This is a genomic window from Shewanella aestuarii (assembly GCF_011765625.1).
Classification (GTDB): Bacteria; Pseudomonadota; Gammaproteobacteria; order Enterobacterales; family Shewanellaceae; genus Shewanella; species Shewanella aestuarii_A.
In genome coordinates this window covers 1,244,745-1,270,566 of the sequence record NZ_CP050313.1, presented here as the reverse complement: position 1 = coordinate 1,270,566, position 25,822 = coordinate 1,244,745, and the positions used below count along the sequence as shown (strand labels likewise).

Below are 25,822 nucleotides of genomic sequence, written 5' to 3'. Positions count from 1 at the left end.
GTACTACTTCATGCAAAATATTTTTCCATCAGGTGTTAAAAAATTCACTTTCTAAGTTACCTAAGTTTAGGTAAAAAGAGCCTGTACCAGTTGAGGTACTATTTTTTGGAAAAGTTGAAATGGCACACACATTTGAATTTGATGAAGATGATGCACCATGGGGTGACAACATCAAGGGCAAGCCTAAGTCAAAGAAAGTTAAACAACGCCGTAGAGATAGTAAACGACGTTATTTTGATGACAATGCAGAAATGGAGTTTGCACCAGCCCTAAAATGGAAATAATTTAAGCAGTTTTAGGCATCAAATTTAAAAGCAAGTTACAACAACTTGCTTTTTTATTACCTAAAACGATGCCGTACCACCAATATAGAAACCATTATCAAAGGTACGCCCACCTCCCGTCTCATAATCAAATTTCATTTTTCGATAACCCGCAAAAATTGCCATATTGGGGTTAAAGTTAAACTGCATTTTGCCATCAAACTCTTTATATGCATCTACATTAGAGAAAGATAAAACTGAAGGGGCATAATAACCAGCAGCACTAAATGAAACACTTTTACTGACTTGAAGCGAATATTTGCCACCTACAGCAACAGCGCTACCATTCTTACTGCCATCAAACCAAACATTTAGATATTTAGGACCAATTTCAAAATGATGTGGGCCATTATCATGCACCATGTGTGCAGAGAAATGAGCTAAATCACCTTTATCATCTGAATATACATAACCACCGCCAATTTTGATGTTCTTCGATATAGGAGTTTCTAATTCAACCGATGCGGATTTATCATTTAAACTCAACGAAAAATCAGTCCCATAAACAGGCGCGATCATACCCGCCAAAAAACCGATACCAAGTAATTGTTTTTTCATCCTAACCTCTTCACATGAATCTATAGCTTTAGGATACTGAAGCAAACAACTAATGTATTTAAAATCATAAACTAACAGATTAAAAAATGGTTATTTCAAACATTTCTAGCGCTTATCTCTCACATTAGAATAATAATTAAAAAAACTTACTAACATTAAGACACAAAAAAAGGCCATCGGCCTTTTTTGCTGTTGACATATTTTTACAGATAAAGGATTGTAGCTAATCCTAAAAAGGTGAAAAAGCCGACTACATCAGTGACAGTCGTTAAAATGACAGAGCCTGATAATGCCGCATCTTGATTGAATCGCTGTAAAATCATCGGTACCATTACGCCAGCAATCGCTGCGACAGCCATATTAATCAAAATAGCACAACCAATGATAATGCCCATTATCGTATCATTGAACCACCAACCAGAAATCATACCGATAATGATTGCCCACAATATGCCATTTAACGAGCCAATGCCGAGTTCATTTTTCAACAACGACATCACATTTCCCGATGATATCTGCCCCATTGCCATACCACGGATCATCAAAGTTAACGACTGACTGCCCGCAATACCTCCCATGGATGCAACGATGGGCATCAATACAGCTAATGCCACAACTTGTGACAATACATTTTCAAATAAACCAATAGTTGCCGACGCCAAAAATGCTGTCATTAAGTTAATACCCAACCACACAGCGCGACGACGAGCACCAACCGTAATTGGAGCGAATAAGTCATCATGCTCATCCATACCTGCAGTGGCCATCAATTGTGCTTCATAATGTTCCCGAACTAATATGGTTGCCAAACGAAGCGTCATACGGCCTATCAAAACACCTTCATCATCTACCACCGGCAACTCTAACTCACGACTATGCTCTATCGCCTCTGCAGCCTCTATCAATGAGGAATCTGCTGAGATAAAACGGCTATCGGCCCAAATTAATTCTGATAATAAAGTTTCAACATCCGCCTTGAATAAATCATAACGCCTGACTGTGCCAATATATTTATCATTAATATCCACTAAGAAGAGATGATCATTACAATCTAGATCGATTCTACGAAAAAAACGCTGACCTTGAGCGACTGTTGAATCAGGATTAAGCACCAACATTTGATGATCGGCATAACGACCAATTTCATTTTCATCATATTGATCGTAAAGTTCAAAGTGCTTACGCTGACGTTCACCCATTTGTGCCAGCGCACGATCGGTAATGCTGTCAGGTAATGAATCACTCCAATCAATCAAATCTTCAGGGCTGAGTTGTGAAAAGAGCAAATCCAATTCTGAGTCTGGCATTTTCTTCACAATGCCTAAACGAGGATCTGCGCGCATTAAGCTTAAAACATCAACACGCTCTTCTGGCTCAATTTGTTGCCAGCGCTCATAGCGCTCATCTAGCGGTAATGACTCTAATAATAATGCAACGGTACCAGGTTCTGCTTCTGTCAGAATATCGCTAAAAACATCAGCTTGCTCATCGCCTTCGGCTTCTGTTAACTGTTGAACAACTTGACTAACATCGGCTTGAGGTTGTGCTGAAAATTCTTGTTGTTCATCAGATTTAAGTTCGTTCTTTAATTCTTCCATAAGCACGCCCTCAATCTTGTAAATTTAATAATGCGCTGACTATATTCATATTTTCCTCTATAAGCAAACATGAAAAACAAGTTGTGCGCAACTATATTGAGAAAAACTTAAATCCACACTATAGTACAATGCTAAGCATTAAATTAATTGAATATTTTAGATCATGAAATTATTGATTTAAAATGGATTTAAACAAAAATCACGACAGCATCAGACCAATACTCATGATTGGATTAGGAGATAATATGGGCAAATCTTTATATGAATATAGTGTCAATAATATTCAAGGTCATGAAATTAGCTTGGAGACATACCGAGATAAAGTATTGCTGATTGTTAACACCGCCAGCAAATGCGGCTTTACACCGCAATATAAAGCCTTAGAAGCACTTTACCAGCAATATCAAGACCAAGGATTTGTTGTACTGGGATTTCCTTGCAATCAATTTGGCAAACAAGAACAAGGTAATGAAACTGAGATAAGTGAGTTTTGTGAACTGAATTTTGGTGTAACCTTTCCACTATTTAGCAAAATTGACGTTAACGGTAATAACGCAGCACCACTATATAAACACTTAAAGAAAGCTGCTAAAGGCATATTGGGCAGTGAAGCGATCAAATGGAATTTTACAAAATTTTTAGTCGATAGAAATGGTAAAGTGATTAATCGCTATGCCCCGACCACAAAACCTGAAGATCTTGCTGAGACTATTGAAAAACTTTTAAATTAAAACTAAACCTAAGCTGATGTTATATATAAATAATATAGTTTTATTTTAAAATACCTAAAAAAAATTTAAATTTATTTCATTTATTTTGAACTTTTATACAGATGATGACTCAAACATAGTGACAGTGATATTCACTTTGTTCATCATCTCCCTGGGACTTCTAGCGCGGTCCCCTTGATCTCAGAGTAGATCGATAGGCAGCCAATATGGTTGCCTTTTTTTATGTGTTAAATTTATTATGTCAATAGTAACAAAGAACAGCTCATTCTAAAGGGTAAAAAGACAAACTAACCCCATAAGGTTTTTAGTCTGTAGAATCACGACTTATCGAACAATCTTCCTTATTATTCTAATCACTTATTTAAACCATTAATCGTAATAAATAACTGATCATCCTAGCTTGTGAAAATACCTGATAACTGCGTTAGATTTTTTTGATTGTAGAATAACTACTTATCAAAAAATTCTGCCTTGTTATCACGCATTTTTCCTACACTGTTTCTGGCCACTTATTTACTGTGATTGGTATTACTGTAATGGTAATCTCGATTTGATGAATTACAGCCATAAAAAAACCACCTATAAAGGTGGTTTAGTTTGGTATCCCATAGGGGATTCGAACCCCTGTTACCGCCGTGAAAGGGCGGTGTCCTAGGCCTCTAGACGAATGGGACGCCGAGATTTACTTATACTCAGTAAATAGAGTGAATACTCGTTAATGCCTGTAGGCAAAACATTAACGCTATTTGTTGACACCAACAAAACTTGGTGGAGCTACACGGGATCGAACCGTGGACCTCTTCGCTGCCAGCGAAGCGCTCTCCCAGCTGAGCTATAGCCCCAAATTCTAATGTAAACATTAAAATTTGAATATGTGGTATCCCATAGGGGATTCGAACCCCTGTTACCGCCGTGAAAGGGCGGTGTCCTAGGCCTCTAGACGAATGGGACACTGGTCATACGTTATACTCTGTATCGAGTGAATACTCATCGATGCCTGTAGGCTAAACATCAATGCTATTTAGATTATTCAACACGTCTTTCGAATCATGTTCAACCATCTTAAAAAGTGGTATCCCATAGGGGATTCGAACCCCTGTTACCGCCGTGAAAGGGCGGTGTCCTAGGCCTCTAGACGAATGGGACACTGGTGATACGTTATACTCTGTATCGAGTGAATACTCATCGATGCCTGTAGGCTAAACATCAATGCTATTTAGATTATTCAACACGTCTTTCGAATCATGTTCAACCATCTTAAAAAGTGGTATCCCATAGGGGATTCGAACCCCTGTTACCGCCGTGAAAGGGCGGTGTCCTAGGCCTCTAGACGAATGGGACACTGGTGATACGTTATACTCTGTATCGAGTGAATACTCATCAATGTCTGTAGGCTAAACATCAATGCTATTTAGATTATTCAACACGTCTTTCGAATCATGTTCAACCATCTTAAAAAGTGGTATCCCATAGGGGATTCGAACCCCTGTTACCGCCGTGAAAGGGCGGTGTCCTAGGCCTCTAGACGAATGGGACACTGGTGATACGTTATACTCTGTATCGAGTGAATACTCATCAATGTCTGTAGGCTAAACACTGAAGCTATTTACCTATATCAACGCTAAAACCCTAAGGATTCGAACCCCTGTTACCGCCGACTCTTTATAAACCAAAGTGGGCGGTGTCCTAAGCTCTATTTCTAGACGAATGGGACACTGGTGATACGTTATACTCTGTATCGAGTGAATACTCATCAATGTCTGTAGGCTAAACATCAATGCTATTTAGATTATTCAACACGTCTTTCGAATCATGTTCAACCATCTTAAAAAGTGGTATCCCATAGGGGATTCGAACCCCTGTTACCGCCGTGAAAGGGCGGTGTCCTAGGCCTCTAGACGAATGGGACACTGGTGATACGTTATACTCTGTATCGAGTGAATACTCACCGATGCCTGTAGGCTAAACATCAATGCTTGTTGATAAGTGGTGGAGCCTAGCGGGATCGAACCGCTGACCTCAACACTGCCAGTGTTGCGCTCTCCCAGCTGAGCTAAGGCCCCTCTTATCTATCTACACTTTCGGATATACTGCCCTAATCAATGACATCATCCTCAACTGCGAGGCGCATTCTATGCACCATACCCGAAAGTGTCAACTCGTTTTTTACGAATTTATTCTATCTGCTACAAATTCAATCGCTTTGGATATTCTTTCAACAGTTCTGTCTTTGCCAATTAAGAATAAGGTTAAATCTAGACCAGGTGATTGACCCGCGCCAGTTACCGCCACACGAAGAGGCATCCCCACCTTCCCCATTCCAACGTCTAATTCTGCTGCTGTAGCTTCAATAACTTGATGCAAAGCTTCAACTGACCAGTCATCAAGAGCGACTAATTTCTCTTTAACTAGAGTCAATGGCTCTAATGCAACACCACGCAAATGTTTTTTAGCTTGCGCGGGATCAAACTCACTAAAGTCTTCATAAAAATATCGACTCGATGCTGCTAGTTCTTTTAATGTTTTAGCACGCTCAGATAATGCACTAACAACTTCAGCTAATGCAGGGCCATTTGATGTATCAATTTTTTGGTCATTCATATGCCACTGAAGGTGCGAAGCAACATATTCAGGATCTAATGACTTAATATAGTGTTGGTTTAACCAAATTAACTTATCGGTATTAAAGGCAGAAGCGGCTTTATTAATATCGTCAAGTTTGAACAAACGCTGCATCTCTTCGATTGAAAACACTTCTTGATCACCATGTGACCATCCCAAGCGCACTAAATAGTTAAGTAAAGCTTCAGGTAAATAGCCATCATCACGATACTGCATCACCCCAACTGCACCATGACGCTTTGATAATTTGGCACCATCGTCACCTAAAATCATCGACACATGTGCATATTCAGGTACTGGCGCACCTAATGCTTTGAGAATATTAATTTGGCGAGGCGTATTGTTGATGTGGTCTTCACCACGAACAACACAAGTAATCCCCATATCCCAATCATCAACCACCACACAGAAATTATATGTAGGGACGCCATCTGTACGCGCGATAATTAAATCATCTAAAAGGTCATTTGAAATTTCAATGCGACCACGAACATGATCTTCAAATACAACACTACCACCAATCGGATTTTTAAAACGAACAACAAATGGTTCATCGGTCTCGCGCGGTGCAAGATCACGACAGCATCCATCATATTTTTGTTGCTCACCTTTAGCGGCTTGCTCTTCACGAAGAGACTCAATGCGCTCGCGCGAACAGTAACACTTGTATGCACTACCCTGCGCTAACATTTGCGCAATGATCTCGTTATAACGATCAAAACGTTTAGTTTGGTAATAAGGACCTTCATCCCACGTTAAGCCTAACCAGTTCATCCCATCTAAAATTGCATCACAGGCAGCTTGTGTTGAACGCTCAATATCTGTGTCTTCAATACGAAGTACAAACTCACCATTATTAGCTTTAGCATGTAACCAAGAATAAAGTGCGGTACGTGCACCACCTACATGTAAAAAGCCTGTTGGACTTGGGGCAAAACGAGTCTTAGTTGTCATAATCGGACACTAACCTATATAAAAAGTGCTTTGACGAGTAATATCTCAAAACACGAGTATAAAAATGTGGCCGATATTCTAGCAGTCTACGCTCTAGGTTGAAATGCCCGATACGTCTTCCTGATGCTATTTTACAAAAATAACCTTGACAGCTTGCCTAACAAAACATCAAACGGAACAAAATTAGCTCTATCGAGAGATTTTTATCGAAAAATCGTTGACAGCAAAATGCTGCCCCCTATAATACGGCCCCACACAGCATGAGGTCGCTTAGCTCAGCTGGGAGAGCACCTCCCTTACAAGGAGGGGGTCACTGGTTCGAGCCCAGTAGCGACCACCATATTTTCACTGATGAAAATATTTGTTGTAGATTATATATCCCAGGTCGCTTAGCTCAGCTGGGAGAGCACCTCCCTTACAAGGAGGGGGTCACTGGTTCGAGCCCAGTAGCGACCACCATATAATTTATAACTTGTGTAGAGTTCCCAGGTCGCTTAGCTCAGCTGGGAGAGCACCTCCCTTACAAGGAGGGGGTCACTGGTTCGAGCCCAGTAGCGACCACCATTTTATGAACTCGCGCGCTTGATTACATTATTCCCAGGTCGCTTAGCTCAGCTGGGAGAGCACCTCCCTTACAAGGAGGGGGTCACTGGTTCGAGCCCAGTAGCGACCACCATAATGTTATTTAGCAACAAGATATTCCCAGGTCGCTTAGCTCAGCTGGGAGAGCACCTCCCTTACAAGGAGGGGGTCACTGGTTCGAGCCCAGTAGCGACCACCATATATCTTGAAGTCTGCTTTACCTATCCCAGGTCGCTTAGCTCAGCTGGGAGAGCACCTCCCTTACAAGGAGGGGGTCACTGGTTCGAGCCCAGTAGCGACCACCAAATTTCCCTTTTAAACTTCAAATTTACTTGCATCTAAGACTTATTCCTACGCTTTTAAGCTATTAATCATCTTTACTCTCGCTATTTTTGATCAAATGTTATCAATGTGTGAAATTACACCCATTAATCTGATTTGTTTGTTTCTTGTTTGACCCAATAATTTACGTCCCATAAAACCGCTTACATTTTTAAATTATAAAAATCAATAATTTAAATAACCCCTACATACTGGCACTACCTTTGCTACTGAAGTAATAGCCCTCTTAGGATTTAAGTTATATCCCGCTGCATTGACCCATGTAGCTAAAGAGGAAAAACGACAATAAATTAGAAAGGAAGCCTTACTATGCATAAGCCTACAATGACTGCACATCAAACGTTATGGCAATCACTAAAAACGGTTGCCAAAGTGTCTGCCCTCACCACGGCATTAATCTCCAGTGTTAATGCTTTCGCTGAACCGATAGAAATTAAGTTTTCTCATGTGGTTGCCGAAAACACACCTAAAGGGCAAATGGCATTAAAATTTAAAGAGTTAGTAGAACAGCGTTTACCGGGTGAATATACCGTCAGTGTTTTTCCAAGTTCACAGCTTTTTGGTGATAATAATGAGCTTGCAGCGCTACTACTAAATGATGTTCAAATCGTTGCACCTTCTTTATCTAAATTTGAGCGATACACTAAAAAGTTGCAAATTTTCGATCTGCCCTTCCTATTTGAAGACATGGAAGCTGTTGATAAATTTCAACAATCAGAATCAGGCCAAAAGCTTTTAAATTCCATGAATCGCAAAGGCATTGTTGGTTTAGGCTATTTACATAATGGTATGAAGCAATTTTCTGCTAATGAACCTCTTACCTTACCTCAAGATGCTAACGGCAAAAAATTCCGTATTATGGCATCTGATGTTATTGCAGCACAGTTTGATGCAGTAAAAGCCATTCCGGTTAAAAAGCCTTTTTCAGAGGTATTTACCCTATTACAAACTCGCGCGATTGATGGCCAAGAAAACACTTGGTCAAATATTTATTCAATGAAATTTTATGAGGTACAAAGTCACATTACCGAGAGTAACCATGGCTTACTAGACTACATGGTGGTGACATCCAATACGTTCTGGAAAGGGTTACCAAAAGATAAACGTGACATTATCAAGAAATCACTTGATGAAGCTATTGCCCTAGGAAATCAAATCGCAGCTCAAAAAGATTCAGAAGACAAACAAGCCATCCTTGACTCTAAACGTTCACAACTTGTCACACTTAGTGCAGAACAGCGCCAACAATGGGTCAATGCAATGAAGCCTGTTTGGGCAAAATTTGAAGACCAAATTGGTAAAGATATGATTGACGCTGCGCAACAATCAAATAAACAGTAAGTTTTATGGGTGGCATAGTTTCCCCTGTTTATGCCACCCACTTTTCTACCTATAACAATAAAAATAGGAGGAACAAGTGATTTCAAATCTGTTGAATAAATTCGAAGAAGGCTTTTTAAACTTATTAATATCATTCATGACCCTGTTGGTATTCGGCGAAGTGATCGCACGATTCTTCTTTAATACCGGCTTTTTGTGGATCCAAGAACTAACACTAACATTTTGTGGTTGGTTCGTATTATTTGGCATGTCTTATGGTGTCAAAGTGGGTGCACATATTGGGGTTGATGCATTTGTGAATACCCTATCACCGGGCCCTAAACGCCTAGTGGCCTTATTTGCCAGTATATTATGTGTGATTTATTGCGGCCTTTTTTTAAAAGGCAGTTGGGATTATTTATCGCAAATGTATCAAATTGGCTTGCCAATGGAAGATATTGACCTGCCTGCCTTTATCGTCCACCAGCTTGACCCCGACTTTGCATGGGAAGTATTGAAAATCGATGTTGAAGATAATGGTCCAGTACCAGTTTGGATGTCTCAAAGTATCTTACTCATTGGCTTTTCTATGCTGGCTTGGCGGTTTATTCAATTAACCATCGCCATTTTCAAAGGTGAAGTCGATGGATTCAAATTAGCTGATGAAGCTAAAGAAAGCATGCATTTAATTGATGATGCGGCCCAAACAGCAACTAAAAATACTCACAATAAGGACGACAAATAATGACTATCGCGACCTTATTTATCACTTTGCTTATCTGCATGTTAATTGGTATGCCTATTGCCATTGCATTAGGTTTCTCAAGCGTGTTGACCATTTTACTTTTCTCTAATGACTCCTTAGCATCGATCGCCTTAAAGCTTTACGAATCAACCTCAGAGCACTACACATTACTTGCAATTCCTTTCTTTATTTTATCTTCGGCATTTTTATCCACTGGTGGTGTCGCAAGGCGAATTATTGACTTTGCAATGGACAGTGTCGGCCATATTCGTGGTGGGCTTGCTATGGCTTCAGTCATGGCCTGTATGCTCTTTGCTGCGGTTTCTGGCTCCTCACCGGCTACCGTTGCCGCGATTGGTTCGATCGTTATCGTTGGGATGGTACGCGCAGGCTATCCTGAAAAATTTGCCGCTGGGGTTATTACCACCTCAGGCACTTTAGGCATTTTAATTCCACCCTCCATTGTGATGCTCGTTTATGCCGCAGCCACAGAGGTATCAGCTGCTAGAATGTTCATGGCAGGTTTGATCCCAGGATTAATGATGGGCGGCATGCTCATGCTAGCCATTTACGTGGTGGCCAGAATTAAAAATCTGCCTTCACGCCCCTTTCCCGGTGTTAAAGCCTTGTCAATTTCAAGCGCGAAAGCACTAGGAGGATTGGCACTCATCATTATTGTTTTAGGATCCATCTATGGTGGTGTGGCAAGTCCAACGGAAGCTGCTGCTGTCGCTTGCGTTTATGCCTATTTTATTGCGGTATTTGGTTATCGAGATATTGGCCCATTAAAGAATGTATCATGGCGTAACCATCAAGAGTCACTCATCACTGCAAGTGGCCGTAATATTTTACTGATGCTGCTGGCAGTCATAAAAACACCTGTCGATAAAGATATTCGTCATGTGGTTCGCGATGGTGCCAAAGTCAGTATTATGCTGCTATTTATTATCGCCAATGCCATGTTATTTGCTCATGTATTAACCACAGAGCGGATCCCACATATTATTGCTGAAGCAATTGTTAACCTTGGTTTACCACCATGGGGCTTTTTGATTATCGTCAACTTACTGTTGTTAGCTGCAGGTAATTTTATGGAGCCATCTGCAATTTTACTGATTATGGCACCTATTTTATTCCCTATTGCGACCCAACTCGGTATTGATCCCATTCATCTTGGGATCATCATGGTGGTCAACATGGAAATCGGCATGCTAACACCACCTGTGGGGCTCAACCTGTTTGTTACCGCTGGCATAACCGGTAAAAGCATGGGCTGGGTTATTCAGTCATGTTTACCTTGGCTAGTCCTGCTGCTGATATTTTTGATGCTAATTACCTATGTGCCACAAATATCACTATTTCTGCCTGAGTACATCGATAAATTAAATGGCTATTAAGGTGATAAAATAGAATAAAACGAGCATTAACATCAAACAATTACCTATACTACATTCCATTAACAGACAACTTAGGTATGATAACTGGTGTTAAGCTCGTTTTGTTATAAAGACCAATTTGAGAGCATGTATGGTCCCCCAATTAAAAAAATTAAAACGTAAAATAATCCCTATTATCGCGATCGTGTTTGGTTTAGCTGCCACCATATTCTTTACTCATTGGTATTGGCTTAACCAAGGTACTCAAGAGATCGCCACACAATCTGAAAAGCAGCTCAATGAATTAGTCATTTTTATTGAACAGCAATTATCTCAGTTTGAAATTATTCCCGAAGTTATTGCCAGCAATCCAATATTGCAACAAGGCTTATTAGCCCAGCAAGACAGCGAGAAAATGGCTCAGTTGAATGATTATCTTTTTGAGCTACAGCAAGTCACAGAAGCGTCCGACATCTATTTAACCGATGCTCTAGGCGTTGCTATTGCGGCGAGCAACTGGCAAAAAAAGAATTCGTTTATCAATCACGATTACTCATTTAGACCCTATTTTATCGATGCGTTGTCTGGTCGTGCTGGGCGATACTATGCAGTAGGGACATCTTCAGATAAACGCGGTTTTTATTTTTCGAATCCGGTCTATCACAATGGCATAGTATTAGGTGTCATTGTGGTTAAAGTGGATATAGGCGTAATAGAGCAACAAAGCGCAGGAATAGCAATTGCTGGTCAATATGAGTTTATGATCAGCGACCCTGACGATATCGTATTTTTATCCAGCGTCAATCAATGGCGTTTTAGTTCGTTAACTCCGCTATCACAAGCAAAGCGTTTTGCGATAAACAATTCAAAACGCTATGCCACCAGACCAATCAGCGAGCTTGCTATTACTCCAGAATATCAAGTCAATAATGATAAACCGTTTTCGAAATACAAAATAACCTCTGTCAATGGCGCACAAATGTATCTTGTTAATCAGCAATTTATGCCAAGTGCAAACTGGACTGTGCATGTACTGGCTCCTTTGCAGCCATTACAAACCTCCTTGCCAGCTATTATTTTACTTGCCACCAGCCTATATTTACTGCTGGTGTTATTTGCCATGTACAGTATCGAGCGACGTAAAAACCTGCTTCGTATGCATCAGGCCCAAAACCAACTTGAAGCGAGAGTTAAGCAGCGAACCGCTGAGCTGGAACAAACCAATACTCAACTAAAAAACACGCAAGATGAATTAATTCAAGCCGCCAAACTCACTGTGATTGGCAACTTATCTGCAAGTATTAATCATGAATTAAATCAACCTCTGGCAGCCCTGAGAAGCTATGCGCAAAATACACAAACCTTCTTAGGCCGCGACATGATTGATGACGCTAAAAGTAATCTGAAAATCATGATTGAACTCACAGATAGATTGGCCGATATCATCGCCCAATTTAAAAGCTTTACCCGTAAATCGACAGGCAAAGATAACGCAACTGACATTGGCCAAGCCATTAAACAAGCGTTAATTATTGTTCAACCTGAAATAGATAAACAAGGGATCCAATTAAGTCATACGTTACCCAATGGACGATGCCAGATTTGGGGTGATAGTGTCAGATTACAGCAAGTGTTGGTTAATATATTTAGTAATGCCATTGTTGCCATGCAGCAAAGTCCAACTAAACAATTAACCATCACAGTATCAACCTTGATGGCCAATAGTAGTCATAGCAAAAACCAAGTGGTTATCAGTGTTCAAGACACAGGTCCTGGGGTAAGAGAGAGTCAAATGACCAAAATCTTTGAGCCATACTACACCACCAATGAACGCCAAGGATTAGGCCTAGGCTTATCAATATCGCAACGCATTATCGAGTCAATGCATGGCAGTATTAAGGTGGAAAATGTTGCAGATAAAGGCGCAAAATTTACCCTCTTCTTACCACTCTATTTTTATGAGGAAAAATAATATTGATTTCTCTTGATGATATCAGCCAACTACAGGTCATTATTGTTGATGACGAACCTCATATTGGCAGTGTGTTAAGTCAATTATTTAAATTAGAAGGCATTAACGCACAATCAACCACGCAACCAACACAAGTGGCTGAGCTCATCTACAAAGACTGGCCGGGCATTGTGCTATCTGACGTGAACATGCCGCAGCTAAACGGCTTAGATTTATTGCAACAATTAATGGCCAAAGATGTCGATTTACCCGTGGTATTACTCACAGGTTTTGGTGATATAGCCATGGCAGTAGAAGCCGTCAAAAAAGGCGCTTATGACTTTTTAGAAAAACCCTTTAGCAATGAGCACGTATTTGACGTCGCCAAGCGCGCATTAGAAAAACGAAAGTTAACCTTAGAAAACCGCAAGCTTAAACAAGAGTTACAATCCCATATTGCACCTGGGCCTCGCATTCTCGGTCACAGTCCTGGCATCAACAAAATGCGTAATATTATTCATCAAGTCATTGATGCCCCAGCTGATATTATGATTGAAGGAGAAACCGGTGCCGGAAAAGAATTAGTTGCCCGTTACCTGCATGATCACAGTCAGCGTAATAAACATAACTTTGTAGCCATTAATTGTGGTGCCATTCCAGAAAACTTAATTGAAAGCGAACTGTTTGGCGCACAAGCTGGTGCCTATACCGGTAATGACAAAACCCGAATAGGTAAGTTTGAATACGCCAATGGTGGCACATTATTTTTAGATGAAATAGAAAGTACCCCGCTTAGCTTACAGGTTAAATTACTCAGAGTATTGGAAGATAGAAAAGTAGAACGTCTTGGGTCAAACCAATCAATAAACCTTGATATTCGCGTTATTGCCGCCACCAAAGTGAATTTACAGCAACTGTGCAGCACAGGAGAGTTTCGCCAAGATTTACTCTATCGACTCAATTTAGTCACCATACCTATCCCACCGCTGCGCGAACGCCGAGAAGATATTGCGTTACTTTTTCTGCATTTTGCTCGAATTGCATCAACCCGATACCACAAAGCGTTAATTGCATTAACGCCTGAACAACAAGCTCAACTAACCTCGCATGATTGGCCGGGTAATGTGCGAGAATTACGTAACCTTGCAGAGCGTTACGTACTCTTGGGGGCTGAAGCGGCATTTGCAGCAGGTAATATTGATACGCCCCTAGCATGCACTCAGGCATGTCATTACAGCAACGAGTCGATTTTTTTGAGCGTTTATTGATTGAAGAAGCACTAAGCCATAACAAAGGCAGCATCAAGCTCACGATGGAACAATTAGAGTTACCGCGAAAAACCCTATACGATAAGATGAAAAAGTTCGAACTTGACCGCAAGCAATACACCCAAGGTACGGAGTAATCAATCAGCTATGTTAGTTAAAACACCTAGTTGAGGTTAATTAACAGCAGAATGCTGATTAAGTGAACCTCGACTAAGCAGCCAAATAGCAATAAATAACATCAACAATAACACTAACGACCCCATGACCACCCCAGGCCATTTTGCCTCTTGCCAAAACACCATTAAAAATGGTCCACCTAGCGCAGCACCTAAATAATAACTGCACAAATAAAGCGAGGTGGCTTTAGCTCTATGCTGGGTTGCACGAATAGCAACAAACGAATTACAACAACTATGGCTTAAGAAAAAACCACTTGCAGTGATCAAAAAACCAAAAATAATCGCCCACATGGTATCGACTAGAGTTAATAAACTACCGCACAGCATAAGCAAAAATGCCGCCTTAAATAACGCAATAGACCCAAAGCGAACAATCCATTTTGCCGATAGATAGGATGCAAAAGTGCCGCTCAAATAACACAAGAAAATCAAGGTGGCATTAAAACGACTTAACTCATAAGGCGCAGCCATTAAATGTAACTGAATAAAGCTAAATTGATTCACCATCATCATAAAAGCTAAGCCACCGATGAGATAGGCTAAACTCATTTTCGCGTCAGATAAATGTAGCCAGAACCCGCGTAAGTCATCAATCATCTTGGCTTTGCGGCCATATTTAGATGAACTAGCACCAATAGATGTTTGAGGATTAATTTCATTACGGGGCAGTAAAAAAGTCACCACTGCGACACCGATTAATGTCACCACAAACACCAAGCCCATGGATTGTTGCCACGACAAATGCTGCGACAGTAAACCGCCAAATAACCGCCCTGCAATTCCACCAAGGCTATTGGCCATGATATAAATAGCCGCGGCTTTTAGCATAAACTCGGGGGCGAGTTGCTCTTTAAAATAAGCCATAGCAATGGCTGGAACCGCCGCCAATAAAATACCTTGCAGCAGCCTTACCCAAACAAGGGCATCAAAATCTTGGGTAAAAATAAGCAACACATTTGAACAGGCCAATAACCATAAGCTAACCACAATGGGTTTCAAGCGCCCAACTCTGTCAGAAATAATGGCATAAAAAAGCAAAGAAAACGCGAGGGTAAAACTGGTCACCGACAATACGAGCGTAGCTTGAGCACCTGAAACATCAAAGTGTTCAGCAATCAACGGCAACATACCTTGAACGGTATACAAATTGATATAAATTACCACAGAAGCAAGACACAAAGCCCAAATTAACCGACTTTGCTTACCTTGATCAGGTGAGTGAGAACTAGATGATTTGATTGAAGCTAATTCTGTTTGGTTCACAAACATGCCACAAGTTATACAACGAAAAAACATTATTGCTCGTCATTGATAATATACAATAACGAGCATTTGATTATGTGACCTCAGCGATACAAAAACTATCTAACTGGTTTCATTAATACTTCAGTAGTGAATTTATTATTATTAATCACTTCAAACTTATCATAGGTTTGAAATATCACTTGCTCTTGATAAGTTATCATTGCCACAACGCCATATTTAATTCTTGAATCAATAACATCAGCAGGAAAAATAAACTTAAATGGCACCGGTACTCGCGCAATATCAAAACTCTTTTGAGACAGGATAGAGCCAGGGGTGTTTAGATCAATTATCGCGATATTAATGGTGCAACCTTGAGGTAGGGCAATTTTTTCTAAATAGCTAGCAAAGCCATTTACCACCACTGGAGGCTCAGGCTCAACCGCGACACAACCACTAAGTATCGTACTTATTGCCAGAATAATCCCTGTGAAAAACAGTCTCGTTTTAGTCATCATATTCAATTTAAATCATCCTTAGCAGCATAAATTAACGCTTCATTCGCAACAAGCCTTCTTGAGTTGCAGAAGCGACCAAACGGCCTTGCTGATCAAAAAACTGCCCTTTGACAAAACCTCGGCCACCACCGGCGTTCGGACTTTCAATAGTATAAAGCAGCCACTCACCTAAATTGAACGGCCGATGGAACCACATCGAATGATCAATAGTCGCCAAACGAAGACCAGGATTTAACATTGACACGCCATGGGGCTGCAACGCCGTGACCAAAAAGTTAAAATCAGACGCATAAGCTAAAAGTGATTCTTGGATGTTGTGGTCGCTACAAACTTTACCGTTAGCCCTAATCCAAACATGACGAACTGGCTCAACCACTGACGGCGACATTGGATTAAGCGGATTAACCAAACGCATTTCAATTGGCGCATCTTCCATAAACTTTTCTAACACCTTGGCAGATACTTTATCACGCATGGTCATAGCAAGTTCTTGTTGATTCAATAAGCCATCAGGACCTGGTACAGCTGGCATTTTTGCATGATGCTCAAATCCTTCCTCAACAGTTTGATATGAGCACGTCATATAAAATATTGGCCGACCTTTTTGAATAGCTTTCACTCTTCGTGCGCTAAAACTGCCGCCATCACGCATAATTTCAACATCATAAACAATAGGCAGTTTTTCATCACCGGCGCGTAAAAAATAGCTGTGCATTGAATGCACATGACGATCATCAGAGACAGTTTGTTTCGCAGCACTTAACGCTTGCCCCATCACCTGACCACCAAACACATGACCAAAACCTAGATCTTGGCTTTGCCCTCGGTACAACCCTAGTTCAATTTGCTCAAGGGATAACAATGATAATAAATCGTTCAACACCTGACTCATTTACTTATCTCTATAATTATCATACTGATGAATAAGATTACCCTAATCGGCCATCTTATGGGTAGTTAGTTTCCATTAAGCTAAGCATAAAAACACCAACTTAGCGCCCACAAAGTTAAATTTAGTGATTTACTGCAAACAATATCAACAGCAGCATCGACCAAATTTTGTTAAGCTATTAGGCATTACTAATCTAGTCACTTAATTGGTTTATATGCAATCTTGGATTTTGGCTATTCGCCCAAGAACCCTACCGGCCGCTATTGGGCCATTATTAATCGGCAATATGCTCACTATTGAACTGGAACAGTTCAGCTGGCTAATTGCTGCGGTCTCAATGTTATGCGGTATTTTACTGCAAATTTCGGTCAATCTTGCTAATGACTATTTTGATTTTAAAAACGGGATTGATACCGATGAAAGAGTTGGGCCAGTACGTGTAACCCAAAGCGGTATGCTCCCAGCCAAGGCTGTACGTAACGCCATGTTCCTCTGTTTACTGGCTGCATTAGTCGTCGGTTCATATCTTATCTGGCATGGCGGTTGGCCAATAGCAGTATTAGCCGCAGCATCTATTTTAGGTGCCTTGTGTTACAGCGGTGGTCCCTATCCACTGGCGTCACATGGCCTTGGTGAAGTAGCAGCATTTGTCTTTTTCGGTTTAGTTGCTGTGGTCGGTAGTTACTATTTGCAAGCGGGCAATACTAATTTAACGGCATGGTTATTAGGTTCAGCTATCGGCTTCTTCAATTCAGCCATTATGCTGGTAAATAATACTCGTGATATTCAAACCGATACAAAAGCAGGCAAAAACACCTTAGCAGTGCGTATTGGTGAAGCCCAAGCTAAAGTCTTGTACCAAAGCTTTGTTTATTTGCCTTTTTGGATCATCATTGGCGGATTTTTACTGGGTGCTTTAGAAGGCTGGCCAGTAATGCTTGCTGGACTGTCATTGGTGTTAGCAAGGAACCTCAGCAAAGCATTTCACAATAACACTGGTGAAGCCTTAAACCCCATTCTTGGCCAAACAGCAAAGCTTACTATGATTTTTAGTGTGTTATTTAGTACAGGTTTGTTAATTGGTTTGGTTAATTGATTTTAGCTAATTTGCCGATCAAAAAAGGCTTCCGACTGGAAGCCTTTTCGTTATCAAGACTGCATTAGACCTTGTTTAGTGTGCGCTGTTTAGCACTCCAATCTAAATGATACTTTTCACCTGCAGGTTTATCGGTACGTTCAAAGGTATGCGCGCCAAAAAAGTCACGCTGCCCTTGCAATAGATTAGCCGGTAAAGTTTCACAGCGATAACTATCATAGTAGGCAATGGCAGAACTAATACATGGCGCAGGAATGCCTTGCATGACAGATGCGGCGACCGTTTTACGCCAGTTAAGCTGTTTAGCGGCAAGGCTTGAGCTAAAACTTTGTGCCATTAGCAAGTTTGGCAATTGGGCATTTTGCTGATAAGCCGCGGTAATCGATTGCAAGAAGGTTGCACGAATAATACAACCTGCACGCCAAATTTTAGCAATTTCAGCAAAGTTTAAGGTCCAGTTTTGTTCTTTAGCGGCCATCGCCATCAACTGAAAGCCTTGGGCATAACAACACACTTTGGCACAAAATAGTGCATCTTCTAACGCATCAATAAACGCCGTTTTTTCTTCGTCTGAAATGCTAGCCTTTGCCGGGCCGGCTAAGGTTTGACTGAGCTGAATTCTGAGTTCTTTTTGAGTGCTGACCGCGCGAGCATAAACCGCTTCAGCAATCGTTGGAGCAGGACAGCCTATCTGTAAACTGCTTACTGCAGTCCACAAACCCGTGCCTTTTTGACCTGCTTTATCTAGGATAACTTCCACTAATGGTTTGCCTGTTAGTGGGTCATCTTGTTGCAAAACTTCTGCGCTGATCCCCATTAGGTAACTGTTTAAGCTTCCTTGATTCCAACGATTAAAAATATCGCCTATCTCATGAGTTGAAATACCTAAACCATCATGCAGCAATTGATAGGCTTCGCAAATTAGCTGCATATCGGCATACTCGATACCGTTATGCACCATTTTTACGTAATGGCCGGAACCCGCTGGGCCAATATAGGTAGTACAAGGCTCGCCTTCTGTTACCGGATTCCCCGGCTCAAAGCGCTCTATTGGCAAACCTGTCACTGGGTCAACTTTCGCCGCGATAGCATTCCATATCGGCGCAACATATTGCCATGCAGAAGGATCACCACTAGGCATTAGCGAGGGACCAAAGCGTGCGCCGACTTCACCGCCAGAAACCGCTGAGCTAAAGAACTTAAACTGATCTTTATATTGAGCTTCGCGAGCAACGGTATCAGTCCATAGACTATTACCTGTATCAATCACAATATCTTCAGCAGTTATGCCTGCTTCAATTAAAGTTTGGCAAATGGCATCAACAGGCTTGCCTGCTGGCACTGATAATACAATGACCTTTGGCGAGACTAATTTGTCGAGCATTTGTGAAAGATTATTACAAGCTTGCATTCGTGGCGCTAAGCCTTCTTTGCGCTCGTGATGCTCTTGCTCAAGAGCCGCATTTATTTTGCCATTATCAAGATCAAAAATAGCAACATGGTAGCCGTTATCAGCAATGTTTAAAGCAAGATTTTTGCCCATAACACCAAGGCCGATAACGCCGATGTTTGACAATTGGGTGTGGTGAGACATTTGATTATTATTCCACAAGGTCACAGAGATTAATCGCGATTAGCGAATCCGTATGGACAAACATTATAGCGATTTTTGTAACTAAATTACCAGTCGAAAGCAGATCTCAAGGGTATAAGTCAGCGAAATGAGTTATTGTTTAAAACGACATTAGTCATACAATTATAAAAAAGTATTAAAATACCAAGGTAAACAATCAAGAAAGATAACTTGCTTGCACCTTGGTAAAAGACCATCAAAGCTTAACCTAGTTTAACCAACATTGAACTTGGCTTGCCTAAGCCAACGTTTTAGTTAATGCATTGGCATAACCCATCCGAGTTAGTGTATTACGGACAATTTCAAGTGTTTGGGGATCTTCAATGGTAGCTGGAACGCTATACTCTTGATTATCTGCAATTTTACGCATTGTCGCTCGCAGTATTTTACCTGAACGAGTTTTGGGTAATTTGGGGACTGCACTCACTAGCCTGAATGATGCTACAGGGCCAATCTCTTGCCTTACCAGCGCTAAAAGCTGTTTATTTAGGTCTTCGTCAGATAAATCGACACCATTTTTAAGTACAACCATCCCCAGTGGCACTTGGCCTTTTAATTTATCTTGCACACCAATCACCGCTGCTTCGGCTACCGCAGGGTGTTGACATAACACCTCTTCAAAACGACCGGTAGATAAACGATGACCAGCCACGTTAATGATGTCATCAATACGACTCATAATATAAAGATAACCATCATCATCAATATAGCCCGCATCACCAGTTAAGTAATAACCGGGATACATTGATAAGTAGCTTTCAACATAACGATTATCGTTTTGCCAAAGGGTCGTTAATGTCCCAGGAGGTAGCGGCTGTTTAATCACCACATTACCGCTTTCATTTGCTGGCACTTGCTTGCCCATGGCATCAAGGACTTCAACTTGATACCCAGGTACCGGCCTAGCAGGTGACCCCGGCTTAATGGCAATAGGGTCAACGCCCATTAAGTTAGCCGCAACAGGCCAGCCGGTTTCCGTTTGCCACCAGTGATCAATAACGGGTTTACCAAGCATTGCTTGACTCCAATTTAAGGTATCGGGATCACAGCGCTCACCGGCAAGAAACATTTGCTTAAGGCAAGATAAATCAAACTGTTTAATTAACTCACCATCAGGATCTTCGCGCTTAATGGCTCTAATGGCTGTCGGTGCGGTAAAGAAGCTTTTTACTTTATTCGCAGCAATAATGCGCCAAAAAGCGGCTGCATCTGGTGTACCTATCGGCTTGCCTTCATACATAATGGTTGTTGCACCAACCAATAACGGCCCATACACAATGTATGAATGACCAACCACCCAGCCTACGTCAGAGGCGGCCCAAAACACCTCATCAGCGCTAATATCGTAAATATGTTTCATCGACCAACACAGGGCAACCGCATGACCGCCATTGTCACGAACCACCCCTTTAGGTTGGCCAGTGGTACCCGATGTATAAAGAATATATAAGGGATCGGTAGCTTGCAGTGACACACAATCAACACCTGACGCACCTGCTACCGCCTGTTGCCAATCAACATCCCTTGGTGCGATTAAGCTGGCTTGATACTGATGTCGATTTAATATCAAACAATGACCAACCTGATGCGAAGCTTGCTCTAGCGCATCATCAAGTAAGGGTTTGTAAGGTACAACTCCAGACGGTTCAATACCACATGATGCTGATAACACTAATTTAGGTTTGGCATCATTGATGCGAGTGGATAACTCATTAGCAGCAAAACCACCAAACACCACAGAGTGAATGGCACCAATTCGCGCACACGCCAACATAGCAAAAGCGGTTTCAGGGATCATAGGCATGTAAATAACCACCCTATCGCCTTTCTCAATGCCAATGGATTGCATGTAGCCAGCTAAACGACTAACTTGTGCTAATAGCTCGTTATAGGTGATTTGATATTGATTTTGAGTCACTGGGCTAATGTAATTAATGGCAATATTATCTCCGCCCCCTGCTGCGACATGTCGGTCAACCGCATTAAAACAGGTATTCATTTTGCCATCAGTAAACCACTCATAAAATGGCTTTCTCGCCTCATCTAATATTTGTGTTGGCACCCGATCCCAGCTAATCATCTTGGCGGCATCTTGCCAAAAGCTAATTGGGTCTTGAATAGATTGCGCATGTAATGATTGACTTAGGTCGACCATAATAATTCTCCTGATAACTCACTTATAACGATTATGAGCAGAATTCATCCAATAACCCTATTAGACCAAGGGATAAGTCGTTATAATTTAGGCGATTTATTATTTAATGATTTATCTCCCCAATAACTCAATTGTTCTTTAATTATCAAAAGCTAATCACTAAAGTGGTAACTCAAATTAACAGTTCCCCTTTAGATTTAACAGCCCAAACTTTACCTTTACGTAAACTTCATATATCTTGCATCAAAAGAACCTTATTTGGTGAGATGATGAACGCGCCCCTTAGCCAACAGTCCACATATTCTATTAGTGATTTATCAAAAGAATTTGATATCACCACTCGCAGCATTCGTTTTTACGAAGACCAAGGCCTGATTAAACCTAAACGTCGTGGCCAAACACGGATTTATAGCTTGAAAGACCGTGTACGCCTGAAGCTTATTCTTCGTGGTAAGCGTTTAGGTTTTTCATTGTCTGAGACCCGCCGCTTGTTTGAGCTGTATGACGCCGATAAATCAAGCACAGCTCAACTTAACACCATGCTTGAATTAGTAAATGAAAAAAAAGCAGCACTACAACAGCAAATGGATGACATTAAAGTCGTGTTAATGGAGCTCAATTCTGCTGAACAGCAATGTAAATCAGCCTTAGACAAAAACAACAAAGCTTAACCCGATACATAAGCACTCAATTGCTTATGCATCGCTGATAAAAAAGAACCGAAAAAACGGTCATAAATAATAAAAAACCTTTAAAAGACAATGTATATGACTCCAAAACGTCAGCGAACGTGGAGTCTAAAATATAATAATTCAACAGGACACATGCCATGAGCGATCTATTTAGCAGCCTAAACTTTGGTTTAGGTGAAGATGTCGACATGCTGCGCGATGCAGTGCGCAGTTTTGCCAGTAACGAAATAGCCCCTATTGCTGCCCAAGTAGACCACGACAATGAGTTTCCCAATCACATGTGGCCACAACTGGGTGAAATGGGTTTATTAGGCGTTACCGTTCCAGAAGAGTTCGGCGGCGCTAACATGGGTTATCTTGCCCATGTGGTCGCGATGGAAGAAATATCCCGCGCATCGGCTTCTATTGGATTAAGTTATGGCGCTCATTCAAACTTATGCGTCAACCAAATTAACCGCAACGGCAATGCTGAGCAAAAAGCAAAGTATTTACCTAAGTTAGTCAGTGGCGAACATATTGGCGCATTGGCAATGAGCGAACCCAATGCAGGCTCAGATGTGGTGTCAATGAAGCTTAATGCCCGCAAACAAGGTGATCGTTATATTCTTAACGGCAATAAAATGTGGATCACTAACGGCCCAGATGCACATACCTACGTCATTTATGCCAAAACAGATTTAGACAAAGGCCCACACGGGATCACGGCATTCATTGTTGAGCGTGGATTTAAAGGATTTAGCCAAGCACAAAAGCTCGATAAATTAGGTATGCGTGGTTCAAACACCTGTGAATTAGTATTTGAAGACTGCGAAGTACCAGAAGAAAATATTTTAGGCGGCTTAAATAATGGCGTGAAAGTCTTAATGAGCGGCTTAGATTACGAACGAGTCGTACTTTCTGGCGGCCCACTCGGCATCATGTCAGCTTGTATGGATATTGTGGTGCCTTATATTCATGAGCGAGTACAGTTTGGTAAATCTATTGGTGAGTTCCAACTTATCCAAGGCAAAATTGCCGATATGTATACCGGCATGAACGCCGCAAAATCCTATGTATACAACGTAGCAAAATCATGCGACCGCGGTGAAACCACCCGCAAAGATGCCGCTGGAGCCATTTTATACAGCGCCGAATTAGCCACTAAAATGGCTTTAGATGCCATTCAATTATTAGGTGGTAACGGTTACGTCAATGAATACGCCACAGGTCGTTTATTGCGTGATGCCAAATTATATGAAATTGGCGCAGGCACGTCCGAAATACGCCGTATGTTAATTGGCCGTGAGCTGTTTAACGAATCTAAATAATTACGCTTAGGTTTAGCTCTTTTACATCAGCAGCTAAACCTGTTGCCAAGTTTGAGGAACCGTGGCCTCAAAGCCTGCCTCAAATTCCTAGTTTGTGCTCAATTAAGGATATCCACATGACGCAACTGAGCAGCAAGATAAACCCTCGAAGTGATGAGTTTAAAGCCAAGCATAATGACATGGCTTTACTGGTCGAAGATCTGCAAAAAAAACTGGCTAAAATTCAACAAGGTGGAGGTCCGGTTGCCTGTGAGCGACATTTATCTCGCGGTAAATTGCTTCCTCGTCAACGGGTTGAAAAACTACTTGATCCAGGTTCACCTTTTCTTGAAATTTCTCAATTTGCTGCATTTGAAGTGTACGATGAAGAGGTTCCTGCCGCGGGCGTAATCGCAGGGATTGGCCGAGTGAGTGGTGTTGAATGCATGGTTATTGCCAACGATGCCACAGTTAAAGGCGGCACATACTACCCAATTACGGTAAAAAAACACCTTCGCGCCCAAGACATAGCCAAGCGCTGTCACTTACCCTGTATTTACTTAGTGGATTCCGGCGGAGCAAACCTGCCGCGTCAAGATGAAGTTTTCCCTGACCGTGACCATTTCGGACGAATCTTCTATAACCAAGCGCAAATGTCAGCATTAGGTATTCCACAAATCGCTGTGGTCATGGGGCTATGTACTGCGGGCGGTGCGTATGTTCCCGCCATGGCCGATGAGTCTATTATTGTCAAAGAACAAGGGACGATTTTTTTAGCTGGGCCGCCATTAGTCAAAGCCGCAACCGGTGAAGAAGTCTCAGCAGAAGAGCTTGGCGGCGCAGAAGTGCACACCAAAATCTCAGGTGTTGCTGATCATCTTGCACAAAATGATGATCACGCCTTAGAGCTGGCTCGCCGCGCTATTGCTAGACTCAATCATCAAAAACACATCACCAGTTTACTTGGCCCAGTCAAACCACCAAAGTTTGACATCAATGAGCTATACGGCATTGTTGGCACTGATCTAAGAAAACCCTTTGATGTTAAAGAAGTGATTGCCAGAATAGTGGATGATTCAGATTTTGATGAATTTAAAGCTAACTATGGTGCCACTTTAGTCTGTGGTTTTGCCCGTATTCATGGTTACCCAGTGGGCATTGTGGCCAACAACGGTATTTTATTTTCCGAATCAGCTCAAAAAGGTGCCCACTTTATTGAGCTTTGCTGTCAGCGCAAAATCCCATTGCTATTCCTACAAAACATTACTGGTTTTATGGTGGGTAAAAAATACGAACATGAAGGCATTGCCAAACACGGGGCCAAAATGGTGACCGCCGTATCTTGTGCTAACGTACCTAAGTTTACCGTCATTATTGGCGGCAGCTATGGCGCAGGTAACTATGGTATGTGTGGCCGAGCATTCGAGCCAACCATGATGTGGATGTGGCCTAACGCGCGCATATCTGTCATGGGAGGCGAGCAAGCTGCTGGCGTATTAGCCACAGTGCGCCGTGATGGTCTAGCTCGCAAAGGGGTTGAGTGGTCAAGCGAAGAAGAGCACAACTTCAAACAGCCCATTATTGAGCAGTACGACAAAGAAGGTCATCCGTATCATGCCAGTGCCCGCCTTTGGGACGATGGCATTATTGACCCAGCACAAACTCGTGATGTGGTCGGCTTGGCTTTATCTGCGGCATTAAATGCCCCTATCGAAGACACCAAATTTGGTGTATTCCGCATGTAATTGCGAACCAC

18 protein-coding genes, 14 tRNA genes and 1 pseudogene are annotated in these 25,822 nt (G+C 41.6%); 17 read left to right on the top strand and 16 right to left on the bottom strand.

The features are described from left to right. Positions 1–119 precede the first annotated feature (119 nt). Positions 120–284 carry a small highly charged protein gene (locus HBH39_RS05890; RefSeq protein WP_167676461.1) on the top strand — a complete coding sequence of 55 codons (165 nt, stop codon included), beginning with the start codon at positions 120–122 and terminating at the stop codon, positions 282–284. A 60-nt stretch (positions 285–344) separates the two neighbouring features. On the opposite strand, the gene HBH39_RS05885 is transcribed toward HBH39_RS05890, so the two are convergent. Further along, on the bottom strand, positions 345–881 hold the full coding sequence (locus HBH39_RS05885) for a YfaZ family outer membrane protein (protein WP_167676459.1): 537 nt from the start codon (positions 879–881) through the stop codon (positions 345–347). 203 nt (positions 882–1,084) lie between these two features. Beyond that, a complete protein-coding gene (locus HBH39_RS05880; RefSeq protein WP_167676457.1) occupies positions 1,085–2,479 on the bottom strand; it encodes a magnesium transporter in 1,395 nt (464 codons plus the stop codon). 245 nt (positions 2,480–2,724) lie between these two features. Between HBH39_RS05880 and HBH39_RS05875 the strand changes: the two genes are divergently transcribed. Continuing rightward, complete coding sequence (locus HBH39_RS05875) at positions 2,725–3,210, top strand: glutathione peroxidase (protein ID WP_167679986.1); 486 nt, start codon at positions 2,725–2,727, stop codon at positions 3,208–3,210. A gap of 598 nt (positions 3,211–3,808) precedes the next feature. Here the strand turns inward: HBH39_RS05875 and HBH39_RS05870 are convergent. The 9 genes from HBH39_RS05870 to gltX form a co-directional block, all read right to left on the bottom strand. Further along, a tRNA-Glu gene (locus tag HBH39_RS05870) sits at positions 3,809–3,884 on the bottom strand. A 92-nt stretch (positions 3,885–3,976) separates the two neighbouring features. Then, positions 3,977–4,052, bottom strand: a tRNA-Ala gene (locus HBH39_RS05865). 33 nt (positions 4,053–4,085) lie between these two features. Further along, positions 4,086–4,161, bottom strand: a tRNA-Glu gene (locus tag HBH39_RS05860). A gap of 119 nt (positions 4,162–4,280) precedes the next feature. Beyond that, positions 4,281–4,356: transfer RNA gene (locus HBH39_RS05855), tRNA-Glu, on the bottom strand. Between the two features lie 119 nt (positions 4,357–4,475). Then, positions 4,476–4,551 (bottom strand) — tRNA-Glu (locus tag HBH39_RS05850). A 119-nt stretch (positions 4,552–4,670) separates the two neighbouring features. Further along, positions 4,671–4,746: transfer RNA gene (locus tag HBH39_RS05845), tRNA-Glu, on the bottom strand. A gap of 297 nt (positions 4,747–5,043) precedes the next feature. After that, positions 5,044–5,119, bottom strand: a tRNA-Glu gene (locus HBH39_RS05840). 78 nt (positions 5,120–5,197) lie between these two features. Next, positions 5,198–5,273: transfer RNA gene (locus HBH39_RS05835), tRNA-Ala, on the bottom strand. Positions 5,274–5,376: 103 nt separating this feature from the next. After that, positions 5,377–6,786: a glutamate--tRNA ligase gene (gltX, locus tag HBH39_RS05830; protein ID WP_167676455.1), complete on the bottom strand. Its 1,410-nt coding sequence runs from the start codon at positions 6,784–6,786 to the stop codon at positions 5,377–5,379. 264 nt (positions 6,787–7,050) lie between these two features. On the opposite strand from gltX, the gene HBH39_RS05825 reads away from it, so the two are divergent. The 11 genes and pseudogenes from HBH39_RS05825 (at position 7,051) to HBH39_RS05775 (ending at position 14,507) form a co-directional block, all read left to right on the top strand. Next, a tRNA-Val gene (locus HBH39_RS05825) sits at positions 7,051–7,126 on the top strand. A 43-nt stretch (positions 7,127–7,169) separates the two neighbouring features. Beyond that, positions 7,170–7,245, top strand: a tRNA-Val gene (locus HBH39_RS05820). A 29-nt stretch (positions 7,246–7,274) separates the two neighbouring features. Further along, positions 7,275–7,350, top strand: a tRNA-Val gene (locus HBH39_RS05815). A gap of 36 nt (positions 7,351–7,386) precedes the next feature. Next, positions 7,387–7,462, top strand: a tRNA-Val gene (locus HBH39_RS05810). Positions 7,463–7,491: 29 nt separating this feature from the next. Continuing rightward, positions 7,492–7,567 (top strand) — tRNA-Val (locus HBH39_RS05805). A 30-nt stretch (positions 7,568–7,597) separates the two neighbouring features. Next, a tRNA-Val gene (locus HBH39_RS05800) sits at positions 7,598–7,673 on the top strand. Between the two features lie 361 nt (positions 7,674–8,034). Further along, positions 8,035–9,051 carry a TRAP transporter substrate-binding protein gene (locus HBH39_RS05795; RefSeq protein WP_167679985.1) on the top strand — a complete coding sequence of 339 codons (1,017 nt, stop codon included), beginning with the start codon at positions 8,035–8,037 and terminating at the stop codon, positions 9,049–9,051. A 76-nt stretch (positions 9,052–9,127) separates the two neighbouring features. Beyond that, on the top strand, positions 9,128–9,775 hold the full coding sequence (locus HBH39_RS05790; RefSeq protein ID WP_432280139.1) for a TRAP transporter small permease: 648 nt from the start codon (positions 9,128–9,130) through the stop codon (positions 9,773–9,775). Next, positions 9,775–11,172, top strand: a complete 1,398-nt coding sequence (locus HBH39_RS05785; RefSeq protein ID WP_167676453.1) for a TRAP transporter large permease — start codon at positions 9,775–9,777, stop codon at positions 11,170–11,172. Before HBH39_RS05790 ends, HBH39_RS05785 begins: the two co-directional genes overlap by 1 nt. 130 nt (positions 11,173–11,302) lie before the next feature. Continuing rightward, on the top strand, positions 11,303–13,123 hold the full coding sequence (locus HBH39_RS05780; protein WP_167676452.1) for a sensor histidine kinase: 1,821 nt from the start codon (positions 11,303–11,305) through the stop codon (positions 13,121–13,123). Positions 13,124–13,128: 5 nt separating this feature from the next. Next, positions 13,129–14,507: pseudogene (locus HBH39_RS05775) on the top strand (sigma-54-dependent transcriptional regulator). Positions 14,508–14,543: 36 nt separating this feature from the next. On the opposite strand, the gene HBH39_RS05770 reads toward HBH39_RS05775, so the two are convergent. The 3 genes from HBH39_RS05770 to tesB all read right to left on the bottom strand — a co-directional run bounded on the left by HBH39_RS05770 (position 14,544) and on the right by tesB (position 17,204). Beyond that, positions 14,544–15,812 (bottom strand): MFS transporter, encoded by a 1,269-nt coding sequence (locus HBH39_RS05770; protein ID WP_432280138.1) that lies wholly within the window; start codon positions 15,810–15,812, stop codon positions 14,544–14,546. A gap of 98 nt (positions 15,813–15,910) precedes the next feature. Beyond that, a complete protein-coding gene (locus tag HBH39_RS05765; protein ID WP_167679982.1) occupies positions 15,911–16,312 on the bottom strand; it encodes a YbaY family lipoprotein in 402 nt (133 codons plus the stop codon). A 31-nt stretch (positions 16,313–16,343) separates the two neighbouring features. Next, on the bottom strand, positions 16,344–17,204 hold the full coding sequence (tesB, locus tag HBH39_RS05760) for an acyl-CoA thioesterase II (protein ID WP_167676450.1): 861 nt from the start codon (positions 17,202–17,204) through the stop codon (positions 16,344–16,346). A 214-nt stretch (positions 17,205–17,418) separates the two neighbouring features. Here tesB and HBH39_RS05755 point away from each other — a divergent pair, with 214 nt between their 5' ends. Further along, positions 17,419–18,300 (top strand): 1,4-dihydroxy-2-naphthoate polyprenyltransferase, encoded by an 882-nt coding sequence (locus HBH39_RS05755; RefSeq protein ID WP_167676448.1) that lies wholly within the window; start codon positions 17,419–17,421, stop codon positions 18,298–18,300. A 64-nt stretch (positions 18,301–18,364) separates the two neighbouring features. Here the strand turns inward: HBH39_RS05755 and gndA are convergent, their stop codons facing one another. Together gndA and HBH39_RS05745 are read right to left on the bottom strand one after the other, a co-directional pair. Beyond that, positions 18,365–19,894, bottom strand: coding sequence for an NADP-dependent phosphogluconate dehydrogenase (gene gndA / locus HBH39_RS05750; protein WP_167676446.1), 1,530 nt, complete (start codon positions 19,892–19,894; stop codon positions 18,365–18,367). Positions 19,895–20,171: 277 nt separating this feature from the next. Further along, positions 20,172–22,088: a propionyl-CoA synthetase gene (locus HBH39_RS05745; protein WP_167676444.1), complete on the bottom strand. Its 1,917-nt coding sequence runs from the start codon at positions 22,086–22,088 to the stop codon at positions 20,172–20,174. Positions 22,089–22,357: 269 nt separating this feature from the next. Here HBH39_RS05745 and HBH39_RS05740 point away from each other — a divergent pair, with 269 nt between their 5' ends. From HBH39_RS05740 to HBH39_RS05730, 3 genes are all read left to right on the top strand, one after another. Further along, on the top strand, positions 22,358–22,759 hold the full coding sequence (locus HBH39_RS05740) for a MerR family transcriptional regulator (protein ID WP_167676442.1): 402 nt from the start codon (positions 22,358–22,360) through the stop codon (positions 22,757–22,759). Between the two features lie 158 nt (positions 22,760–22,917). Then, the gene (locus HBH39_RS05735) at positions 22,918–24,087 is read left to right on the top strand and encodes an isovaleryl-CoA dehydrogenase (protein WP_167676440.1); all 1,170 of its coding nucleotides are present in this window, start codon (positions 22,918–22,920) and stop codon (positions 24,085–24,087) included. Between the two features lie 116 nt (positions 24,088–24,203). Continuing rightward, on the top strand, positions 24,204–25,811 hold the full coding sequence (locus tag HBH39_RS05730; protein WP_167676438.1) for a carboxyl transferase domain-containing protein: 1,608 nt from the start codon (positions 24,204–24,206) through the stop codon (positions 25,809–25,811). Positions 25,812–25,822 lie beyond the last annotated feature (11 nt).